The sequence below is a fragment of the Enterobacter sp. RHBSTW-00593 genome, assembly GCF_013784105.1.
GTDB lineage: Bacteria > Pseudomonadota > Gammaproteobacteria > Enterobacterales > Enterobacteriaceae > Enterobacter > Enterobacter ludwigii.
On the sequence record NZ_CP056393.1, the window covers coordinates 4,664,453 to 4,675,074 of the forward strand.

The window sequence follows — 10,622 nt, forward strand, 5'->3', positions numbered from 1 at the left end:
AATCCGATTACCAGTCCGCGTAAGGGATCAGCGGCTGCGGCGGTAAGTCCATATCGCCCTGCCAGCCTGCAGCAGAGTAGCGTACATAAAGCAGTGCGTGGCTTGGGGTATAATCTTTTGCTTCCTGAATATCCACACCGACGCCCACAAACCAGTTGGACGTGACCCGGCGCTCGATAATGGCCCGTGCGGTATAACCCGTACCTGAGGAGCTGCTGCCGGTTTCCATTTCGCCTCTGTCGGTGTAGCGACCGGGCTCATCGGTCGGAATCAGTCCCTGAATGGGATAGCGCATCACGTCGTTAGTTTTAGAATGAGACCATGACACCGATCCGCCCAGCTCCCAGGACCAGTTCTCGGTACGTTTACGCCAGGTGACAGGCAACGCGAAGGAGACATACTCCTGCGGGCTGTAATAACCGCCCTGACCCAGGGTATAACCGCTCAGATCTTTATCGTAGTGCCAGAGCATGTTGCTCACGCCGACGGTCAGACGCTCATTGTTTTTATTGATGAGCTTGTAGTAGTAACCGGTCATCCAGCGGACGCGCCAGTTATCTTCCACATTTTTACCCGTCAGCGTTTCCGCATTCAGGCTCGACCAGACGCCGTGCGCCTCACCTTTGTCATAACTGATGCTCGCGCCACCGCCGGTTGCGCGCACGCCGCCCCAGGTGGTGCCGGTGTTGGTATCTTTTTGCCCGGCAAAGGCGAGCAGAGAACTGGAGATCGGGCGACGATGAGCGTTAACGGTGTAACCGATTGGCCCCAGGTCGCTGCTGTAGCTTACACCGCCGACCACGTCGACAACGTCAAAGCCCATCGGCGTGGTACCAATATCCCACGCCCAGGTTTTATTCTGCCAGCCCACGGCAATACTCGCGCCATTTGCTGACTGATGCGTGTTGCCACTACACGGCGTTTCGTAACAGGTGCCCCATTTCGGATCGTAGGTACCGTTATCGGTGGAAAAGGACCCGGCATCCATATTGACCAAATCGCTACGCAGGAACATACGGCCATCCGCCAGTGGTGCATCCGCCTGTAACATGGTGGTATGCGCTTTAAGATCGGAATAGCCGCCGGTGCCGCTGGAGCCCCAGTAATCATGCTGCAGCGTGACGTTAACATCCTGCTGACGGTACAAATCACCGGCGTCGCTACGCACGCCGCGTTTCAGCCAGTCGTCTTTTTCGTCGTTACGCGTCAGGCGGGTAAAGCTGTCATTGTCAGCCGGACGTGTCGTCGTGACGCCTGACGACACCATCGCATCTTTATACGTTTCCAGTGCCTGCTGAGGCTGACCATTTTGCGTCTGGAAACGGGCGGCATCACGTAATACCAGCGCGTTTTCCATAGATGCAGGCTGTGATTTCGCCTGAGGAATAATCTTGCTGAACGTCTGCTCTGCGGCGGCGGAATCCCCAAGGCCTGCCTGCGCCATCGCGATCCGGCGCTGCATATTGAGCGACAGCGGCTCTCCGTTTTGCGCGGCAGGCAGTTTTGCCAGCGCGGCACGGGCTGCCTCTTTGTTGCCCTGGGCGCTATACACTTCGGTCAGACCGAGGATCGCATCTTCGTTCTGCGGTTCACGCTCCAGCACGGTGTTGTAAGCCGTTTTCGCGGCCTCCAGATCGCCACGCTGCTGCGCCCAGTCCGCAAGGGTTAAGTCGATACGGGTAGAGGACGGCTGCTGGCGAAGGAGGTTTTCCGCCTCCTGCTCTTTGCCGCTGTCGCGCAGTCGGTTTGCCGTTTCCAGCGTCTGGTTACTCTGCAGGCGGTCGGCAAGCTCCTTAATATTGGCGTTCCACTGGCTGCGCGGAAGCGTCTCCAGATGCGTGAGCGCGGCCCGGTCCTGATCGTTTCCGGAGAGATACAGCCCACTGGCATACACCTGTTCCGGATCGGACGGTTTCTGGCTGGCAAGCTGGCGCATCAGGTTATCCGCCTGACTGCGCTGGCCCGCGCTATAGAGATCGCGCGACAGACGGTAGGTTATCCAGACGTCGCCCGGAGAGAGTGCCAGACGACGACGCTGAATTTCCGCCGCCTGAGCGTATTGGCCCTGGTTTTCCAGCTGTTCCGCCTGGGCTGACAGCTGCTCGTTGGTCAGGCTACGTTCAATGTCATCAATGCTTCGGCGCTGGCTGGCAGAGAGCGACTGGATAAACTGCGAGGCCTTTTCCGGGGACTGCGCACGATAAACATTGGCAAGGCCACGAACGGCATTGCTGTTACCGCTGTCCATACGCAGCGCCTGACGGTAATAACGTTCCGCCGCAGCCGTGTCTTTACGCGCCGCTGCGGCATCTCCCAGCCCCAGCACCGCATAACTGTCGGTATTGTCGAGGGTACGCGCCTGCTGGTAATAACGTTCCGCCTGCGCCGTATTGTTCGCTTTCAGGGCGGTATCACCCTGCTGGATCAGCAGCCAGTAGCGGTTAACTTTCAGCAAACTGTCCCATTTGCCGCGGTTATCGCTCTGCGGATCGAGGGCGATCGCCTTTTCAAACTGCGCCACCGCGCGGGCGCGATCGCCTTTCTGAGAGTACGCCTGTCCAAGCGCGCCCACGGCTTCGCTGTCGGCATGATTTGCGCTGACCGCTTTTTGCAGATCCGCCACCGCCTTATCGCCCTGCCCGGCATCCACCGCCGCCAGCCCTTGTGCTTTCGCACGGAAGGTTGGATCGGCGAGCTGTTTTTGCTGCGTATCAAGTTGAGTACGCGCCGCCGCTACGCTGTCGCCGTCGCTGAAGACGCTCAGGTATTTTTGCAGCGCGCTGACGCTGGCGTTACTGACAGGCTGATCTTTGATCTGCTCATACCACATATCAGATGCCTGGCTGCGGCCATTGCTGGATTTGGCCATCTCCTGCAACACCGCAAAGCCTTCATCGCGACGACCGGTCTGGAACAGCAGCTGTGCCAGCGTGCCCTGCAGCTGCGTATTGCCCGGACTGCTGGCGTTAATTTTCTTCAGTTGGTTAATGGCGACACCACGGCGGGCAGGATCTTTCGCCACAACATTCCAGTATTCCGTCGCCACGTCACCGCCCGGCGGATTACCGTCAAAAAGCTTGTCATAGGCCGCAATGGCCTCCTGAGTATGACCCGTTGTAGCCAGTAACCGGGCCTGCTGTAACTGCTGACGGCCTTCAGGCGTAGAAAGCAGCATCGTATTGCGCGAGGACTGATACGCACTGGAGCCCGGCGCGATCCCTTTCAGACGATCCAGCTCTTTTTGCGCACCGGCGTTATCACCCTGACGAAGCAAGTAACGAAAGCGCGCCGCAATGACGTCGGGGTTGTTCGGGTCAATCAGCTCAAGGCGGTAGAGCGACTGACGAACCAAATCCTCACGCTGCGTCGATTCACCCAGCCGCACCTGTTGCAGCAGCTGTTGCTGCTGCGGGGAGTTAGCGGCCTGAGCCAGCGGCATCAGTGCCAGGCTAAGCGATAAACTGAGAAGATTTACTGTGAAGTTGCGCATTCCTGGCCCCAGTCCGGTATTAATTCACCTTGAGCGGTGAAGCGAAAACGATGCTGATCCCATCCTTGCCCGAAGAGAGTCAGTACGTAGCTGTAATAGGCATTATTATCGGGAAAATTATCTGCAACGCGCTGGCGCTGTACCGCCTGCGCATCACGCTGCTGTAAAAAAGGCAGCATCGCAGCGGAAAAGCCGACCGGCCCCTTGCCCGCAGGCTTCCCGCTCGCCACATCCACTTTTTCCGGCGGTACACCGTGTTTCGTTGTCATTGTCGCCATCGGCCGGAAGCGCGTAAGCAACCGGGCTTTCTGGGCGTCTTTGTCACTCATCATTCCGACCCAGAGGTAGACGCGGATGGCGTCGTAGCCGCCCACCAGCGATTTATCCTGCTGCAAATGCCAGCCTCTGTTTTTCTGATACTGCACCCAGTCCGGCGAAAACCCCTTTGGCGCCGTTTCCAGCAACAAGCGCAGATTGGTTTCACGAAGGGTCGTCCACGGGGCACCAAAGCGCGTGAAATAGCTCGCTATCTGCGGAGGAAGATAGCTGGGGTTAAAGCGCCAGGCTTTCTCCTCGGCAAAACCGACCTTCCCGGGCAGCAGCATGGAGCCGAGTCCCGGTACTTTCACCACTTCCTCATGGGCAATGCGTTTAAGGAGCGCCTTACCCGTGCGGGTATAGTCCGGATGTTTCCACAGCCGGCCCGCCTCAAGCAGTGACCAGGCAATCCAGACATCGGCATCCGAGGCGGAGTTGGTATCGATTATCGCCCAGTTGTCGTGGTCTTTCTGACCCCATAGCCAGGCGGGCAAATTATCGTTCAGATTGCCCCCGGCCAGGTTGTCGCGCGTCCACGTCAGCAATTGATCAAAGGCTTTGCGATCGTTCGCGGCCAGGGCAAAGAACAACGCATAGCTTTGCCCTTCCGACGTGGTGATTTTGCGCGTGTCGCTGGGATCAATGACACGCCCGCTCTCACTGATGTAATCCTTTTTAAACTGCTCCCAGGCAGGCCAGGTGCAGGCGGCGCGAAGAGGGATCGCCGCCAGCATCAACGCTGCTAACACACACCAGCGAAACGCTTTCATCACCTATTACTCATCCGGGTTAAGGCGACGACGGCTGATGATACGCAGCAGACGCCACAGCACCCACGCCAGCAACACCACGCTGACGGCGGCCAGGATAGCCAGCAGAACCGGATGGTTAGCCAGCGCATACCATAGACGCTCGAACCACGGCAGATGGCCCACGTAGTACACATCGCCCACGCGCAGGCTATTGACCCCAGACTCGCGGATCACCGCCACCGAACCATACATCGCGGCACGTTTGCCGCTGTCGTTCATCGCGCTGTTGAGTAACGCATACCCACGCGGGCTGTCCGCCAGGAGCGCCACTACGCTACGCTGCTCGTTGTAAGGTGACTGGAAGCCAACCACCGCGGCCATTGGTCCCTGAGACGTAACGGTTGTCTGCACGCTGGCCTGACGATCGTTGATATCCGGCATAATGCTCGGGAACTCGGTCTGACGCAGTGGCGTGTTAACCCAGGACTGCGCCGCTTTGACCAGCAGATCGATACGCTTGTCATCCTTCAGCTTATCCGGGATGTTACCGATGACCATGATGTCCGCGTCTTTGTTCTGGATCTGGCTACCATCGTCAGTCAACGTGACGTTAATTGCCGGTAATCCGGTCTGCGCACCCACGGACGCCATGGTGTCCAGCAGGGTCGTCACCTGGCCCTCATTTGGCGCTTTTGGCATGACGACAATGGATTCAGAGAGATCGGCCATACGGCTGAACGGGAAGCTGGCATTGGCAAATGCACGCAGGTCCGGCATGGCAAGGAAGTGATAATACTTCGAGAAGTCGATGGTTGACTCATCACCAATCACAACGTGGTTCTGTACTTGCTGGAAGGTGATGCAGTTATCCACTGAGCCGCCGGGCATCGGGTTCATGTATTGGAAATCAAAGCGCAGCTGGTTGATCGCCCCAAGCTTCAGCGCCGGAATAGAGACGTCCGTTTTCCCGTCCAGCAGCCCCTGCAACACCGGCAGACGGAGCATCAGTCGGTTAGTATCCTGCGTGCTTGTCAGACTGAAAGATTGCAGGAACTGGTTGTTCAGGCTGATATCCATGCGCGAGCTGTCTTTGGTTGCCGGCGCGGTGTAACGGTAGCTCAGATTGATATCAATGCCGTTGGTGCGCAACAGGTACAGGTCTGGCGGCAGATTCAGTGACAGACTAATTGGGGCTGGCTCAAGCCCCGTCGCCTGCAGCTGTTCTTCATACGTTTTCAGTTCGCCAAACGTGACGGCACGGTCAGTACGCACCCAGTTTGGTGCGTCATAAGGTTTACGCGGCAGCAGCGGTTTAACCTCATCCACCACCACGCTGTTTCCACGGAACAGAACGTTACCCTGGGCAATGCCCTTGGCCGCCTGCACCAGGTCTTTATCATCACGCCCGAAGACCACCAGCAGCTTCACGTACGGGTTATCCGGGTGGCTCATCATCTCAATGGTCGGCGCTTTTACGTCCGGGTGATCGCGCAGGAAGGCAGGACGTTTCGCGTTGGTCGCAAACACGATCGCGTTTCTGTCCGGCATTTTGTCGTACATCACCGGGAAGTTCTGCCCGCGCCAGCCGGAACGTGAACCAAACCACGATGCCACAATGGTGGCCGCCAGCTGCTCGGTGACGTCCGGAGACGCCGCAAACACCATTGGCAGCACTAACTGACGATTATCACGCGGATCAAAGAACGGAACCGGGAACGACGAGAGGTCGTTTTTCAGCGCCAGCGACTGGTAGGTCATCTGCAGCGAAGAGTTGCGTCCTACGTCTACCCACAGGGTATTGCTGGCAGGGTTCTCACAGACGTCACGGTAGTGACCGACAAACTCCAGACGTATGCGGTTAAAGTCGGTGATGAAAAGAGGGTTAATCGGCACCTGGGCCTGTGTTTTCTTACCCAGTTGCTCTTTTGTGACGGGCAGGACGTCCATCAGCTCATCATTCAGGTAAACCTTCAGCTGAGACTGTACCGGCAACAGCGACGGTGATGGCGTGTATTCAAGGTTCAGCATGGCGTGAGAGACAACCTCATCGCTGCGCATACCGAACTCAATTCCGCCGTTAGGGTTAATACCGCGCAACACCATGCTGCCCGGCGGCGGCGCAATCTGCGCAAAGCTCAGCTTCACGTCCCGTGACGGGGCATCTTCCGCGACAATAGGCGCGTTTGCTCCCTGTACGCCCGGCATCACCTGACCGACGACATTGCTGTCTGCCGGCAGGGTGTTGCCGTCCGTAGGCTGGTTCGGAATGACGTTTTCCGTTTGACCGGGTGCCGCGGTGATAACCGGATCGGTCGCCTGGGCGACCACAGGTACCGTCGGAGCAGGCGTTGCCGCTGCGTTATCGGGTGCTGCGTTAGCCATCGTTGTGGGGAGCGCACTTACCCCCATTGCCACTGCACATAACCAGGAAAGTTTAGTTTTCATCGCGTTATCATCATTGTTGAGCCATAACCGGGTCCGCCTGCTTCGCCTCATCCCGCTCGGGACGACGAGGAACGAACGATACGATCCAGGAAACCAGCGAAGTAAGGGACCGGAAAATTAATTTCACCGACGACGGGGCAAATTCTGCAAGGTGACGATAGCCACGGAACCCCAGCTTCAGAATATCCAGCAGGCTTTCCAGAGGTTTATCTTCCGGGAAGCTGTCCTGCCAGAGAGCCCACGTGTCCGCGCGGGCAAACGTACACTGCACAAAATCAATATGTTGCTTTTTCGTCAGCGGCATCAGCTGCAGACCGACTTCATTACCGGCTACACGCACCACCTGCGTCGGGAAGACGTACTCCTGCTGGCCGCGCTTCAGCAGCAGGTTAACCTTCTGCCCTTCCAGCACCTTCGCCTGACCGTTGATTTTTATCCCCAGACCACCGTCTGAGAAGTCGTGCACGGTACAGGAGAAGAGGTGACCATCTTCACGGGCGATTGCCGCAGGCATGCAGATTTCCACGCGATGCGCACGGCGGACCTGTTTGCTCTCCACCGACACCGCAACCGCGCCGCCGAGGATAATCAGGTTGTAGAACACCCATGCCATACTCACGAACACGGTCAGGATCTCGTTTTCCGGGCCGTAGAAGTAGCGCCAGATACCGGCAATCACGCCCACGATATTCAGCAACACCAGGAAGATGTACGGCCGGGAGATGACCCAGTCGACATACTCCTCTTCCACCAGACCGCCCTTCGCAGTGACGTTGAATTTACCTTTGTGCGGGTTGATCAGCGCCACCATCGTCGGCGGCGCGATGTACCAGGCCAGCACCGTTTCGTAGATTTCACTCCAGAACGAATGGCGGTATTTACCCTGAATCTTCGAGTTCGTCAGGCTCGCGTGGATCATGTGCGGCAGAACAAACAGCGCAATCATCAGCGCAGGCGCGTAGATGATATAGGCGTGAAGAAGCAGGAACGCCAGCGGCGCGGTCAGGAAGATGAGGCGAGGGATACCGGACAGGAAGTGGAACATGGCGTTGACGTAGCACAGACGCTGCGCGAGTTTCAGCCCCTTTCCAATCAGGGGGTTATCGAGACGGAAAATCTGCACCATGCCGCGCGCCCAGCGAATACGCTGGCCGATGTGCGCCGAGAGAGATTCCGTTGCCAGACCCGCGGCCTGCGGAATACGCATATACGCGGAGGTGTAGCCCCGACGGTGCAGGCGCAGCGAGGTATGCGCATCTTCGGTGACCGTTTCGACGGCAATGCCACCGATCTCATCCAGCGGTTTACGACGGATAACCGCACAGGAACCGCAGAAGAAGGTCGCATCCCACATGTCGTTCCCGTCCTGCACCAGGCCATAGAACAGCGTGCCTTCGTTAGGGGTCTTACGGAAACGGCCAAGGTTACGTTCAAACGGATCTGGCGAGAAGAAGTGGTGCGGCGTCTGCATCATCGCCAGCTCTTTCTCCTTCAGGAACCAGCCCATCGTCATCTGCAGGAACGAGCGCGTCGGCACGTGGTCGCAGTCAAAGATTGAGACAAACTCACCTTTGGCATACTTGAGGGCGTTATTGATGTTCCCGGCCTTGGCGTGTTCATGCGTGGTACGGGCGATGTACTCAACACCCACCTCTTCCGCGAACTGGCGGAACGCCGGGCGGCCGCCATCATCCAGGACCCAGATTTTGAGTTTATCTTTCGGCCAGTCGATACCCAGCGCGGCGTAAATCGTGTTTTTTACCACGCTCAGGTCTTCGTTGTAGGTCGGCACGAAGAGATCGACAGACGGCCATTGTGACGTGTCTTTTGGCAGCGGAACCGGCTGACGGTTGAGCGGCCAGATGACCTGGAAATACCCCAGCACCAGTACAACCCAGGCGTACGTTTCCGCAAACAGCAGAACCAGACCGCACACCAGGCTGACAGGGTCATCCCAGTTGAGCGTTGAGGTGTAACGCCACCAGATGTAGCGACAGGAGACGGTCAGCGACAGCACTATCAGCATCAGAGCGGAGAAGCGTCCCGGGATACGGCGCACCAGCAATGCCACGCCCCACAGCAGGATCAGGAAGGTGAACTGTGCCAGAGGGTTAAAGGGCTGCGTAATACAGACCAGGGCCAGAATGAGCGAGAAAACGACGATTACGCCGAGTATAAAACGCCGCAAGCCCGGGTGCAGATGCCCGAGCTCTTTATGGTTATCCAGATGGCTGGTCTTGTCACCCACGCGGTCAGGCAAACTGTCCAGCCACTGGTGATAGCGCTCACGTAAATGTTGCACGCGGGAGAAGCTGCGCCAGCGCGGCGCTTTGTGTTCTGAGCGGGACGACGTGGCCACCAGCCAGACAGCCTGAATGATATAACGCGCCGGATCCAAGGGTCGCGGGCGATCGGGATGAATATGCGGATATAACTCACTGTGCTGCGCACGAATGCGCTGCCAGCGCGGGTGTTCGAGAGGAATGAACGTCCAGGCCAGAATCATCCAGAAGCAGCCGAGCGCGGCGCTGAATGCCGAAGCTCCGTGCCGGCGAAAATGCCGGTAATGTTCGCTCAGACGCGAACTGACCGGCGGGATGAGTAACCAGCTGGCGAGACGGCTCATACAGAACTCCCTGCAGGCTCTGCCCCTTTGGCAAAGTGCAGCAGACACCAGTTCGCCAGCGTCAGGATCTCTTCTGCCGCCAGGGAATCGCTGCGGTATTCACCGAGTGGCTGTTTGGAGGCCAGGCATTCCGCCATGCCCTCATCACGATGGATAACAATCGGCAGCAGACGGCGCTGGCTTTGCAGCCAAACCTGATACAGGTCGTCCTGGATCTGGCTGCCAATGCGTAAATCATTAATCAGGATATGACCATTTTCAGGCAACCCTTGCTGATGCAGACGGATATGGCAATTCGCGTCGACGTTCACAATCGACAGCACGCGATCGCACTGCGCCATAAGCTGTCGGGTCAGCGTGCCGGCGCCGTGCGGCAGATCCAGAAGGATCCACTTATAATGGCCTTTTTCTTTCAGCTCCTGCAGCGCGACGGTGAACTGGGAAAACAGACGCTGATAGGCAGCTTCATTTTCACGCTCGGTAGTGGTCAATTGGCCAAAGGGCAGTACATCAAGCTGCGAGGTATAACGCATACCCGCATCGCGCCAGTCTTTATCATCAAGCAGCGCGCGAGCCCAACCCTCTGTACGCGTAAAGTCGACATTAAACGACATGCGCAGCAAATTATCGGCACAGGCGTCAATCACCAATACCGATTCACCTAAAAGCTGTAATGACCACGCCAGCGCCGCGGTAACGGATGTTGTACCTACTCCACCACGGACGCCCTGTAATCCAAGTATGGCCATCAATGGCTCCCTTATTGTTGTTGGGCAAATTCAGCTAATAGCGGCCAACGTTTAATAGCCGCGGCCAACTGTTCCCGCTGGGAAATGTCGGTGTAATCTATTTCAGGTAATGAAAACGCCTGCGTCAGCGCCAGAAAGTCGTTCTGGAATGTGTAACCCAGGGTTGAGTCGACTGGGGTGCCGGGTTCGTTATTATCCATTCTATTCCATCCCTTTGAGTAAAATCGCACAATCAGAAGTAG

General features: G+C 57.4%; 6 protein-coding genes. All 6 read right to left on the minus strand.

Features of this window, described 5'->3' with window-relative positions; translation table 11 throughout:
• Window positions 1-7 precede the first annotated feature (7 nt).
• From bcsC to bcsR, 6 genes are read right to left on the minus strand one after another with little or no spacing between them, the layout of a single operon-like run.
• A complete protein-coding gene (bcsC, locus tag HV242_RS22440) occupies window positions 8-3,490 on the minus strand; it encodes a cellulose synthase complex outer membrane protein BcsC (RefSeq protein WP_050737718.1) in 3,483 nt (1,160 codons plus the stop codon).
• Window positions 3,472-4,578 carry a cellulose synthase complex periplasmic endoglucanase BcsZ gene (bcsZ, locus tag HV242_RS22445; protein ID WP_020884485.1) on the minus strand — a complete coding sequence of 369 codons (1,107 nt, stop codon included), beginning with the start codon at window positions 4,576-4,578 and terminating at the stop codon, window positions 3,472-3,474. The genes bcsC and bcsZ overlap by 19 nt, the downstream gene beginning before the upstream one ends.
• 6 nt (window positions 4,579-4,584) lie before the next feature.
• The gene (bcsB, locus tag HV242_RS22450) at window positions 4,585-7,005 is read right to left on the minus strand and encodes a cellulose biosynthesis cyclic di-GMP-binding regulatory protein BcsB (RefSeq protein ID WP_032670490.1); all 2,421 of its coding nucleotides are present in this window, start codon (window positions 7,003-7,005) and stop codon (window positions 4,585-4,587) included.
• Between the two features lie 10 nt (window positions 7,006-7,015).
• Complete coding sequence (gene bcsA, locus HV242_RS22455; protein WP_047355815.1) at window positions 7,016-9,631, minus strand: UDP-forming cellulose synthase catalytic subunit; 2,616 nt, start codon at window positions 9,629-9,631, stop codon at window positions 7,016-7,018.
• Window positions 9,628-10,380 (minus strand): cellulose biosynthesis protein BcsQ, encoded by a 753-nt coding sequence (gene bcsQ, locus HV242_RS22460; protein WP_025202798.1) that lies wholly within the window; start codon window positions 10,378-10,380, stop codon window positions 9,628-9,630. The genes bcsA and bcsQ overlap by 4 nt, the downstream gene beginning before the upstream one ends.
• 11 nt (window positions 10,381-10,391) lie before the next feature.
• Window positions 10,392-10,580 (minus strand): cellulose biosynthesis protein BcsR, encoded by a 189-nt coding sequence (bcsR, locus tag HV242_RS22465; protein ID WP_020884481.1) that lies wholly within the window; start codon window positions 10,578-10,580, stop codon window positions 10,392-10,394.
• Window positions 10,581-10,622 lie beyond the last annotated feature (42 nt).

What these genes read in the sequence shown, in the direction of transcription:
- bcsA (WP_047355815.1), bottom strand. Translation starts at nt 9,631, where the DNA reads ATGAGCCGTCTCGCCAGCTGGTTACTCATCCCGCCGGTCAGTTCGCGT.
- bcsC (WP_050737718.1), bottom strand. Translation starts at nt 3,490, where the DNA reads ATGCGCAACTTCACAGTAAATCTTCTCAGTTTATCGCTTAGCCTGGCA.
- bcsR (WP_020884481.1), bottom strand. Translation starts at nt 10,580, where the DNA reads ATGGATAATAACGAACCCGGCACCCCAGTCGACTCAACCCTGGGTTAC.
- bcsZ (WP_020884485.1), bottom strand. Translation starts at nt 4,578, where the DNA reads ATGAAAGCGTTTCGCTGGTGTGTGTTAGCAGCGTTGATGCTGGCGGCG.
- bcsB (WP_032670490.1), bottom strand. Translation starts at nt 7,005, where the DNA reads ATGAAAACTAAACTTTCCTGGTTATGTGCAGTGGCAATGGGGGTAAGT.
- bcsQ (WP_025202798.1), bottom strand. Translation starts at nt 10,380, where the DNA reads ATGGCCATACTTGGATTACAGGGCGTCCGTGGTGGAGTAGGTACAACA.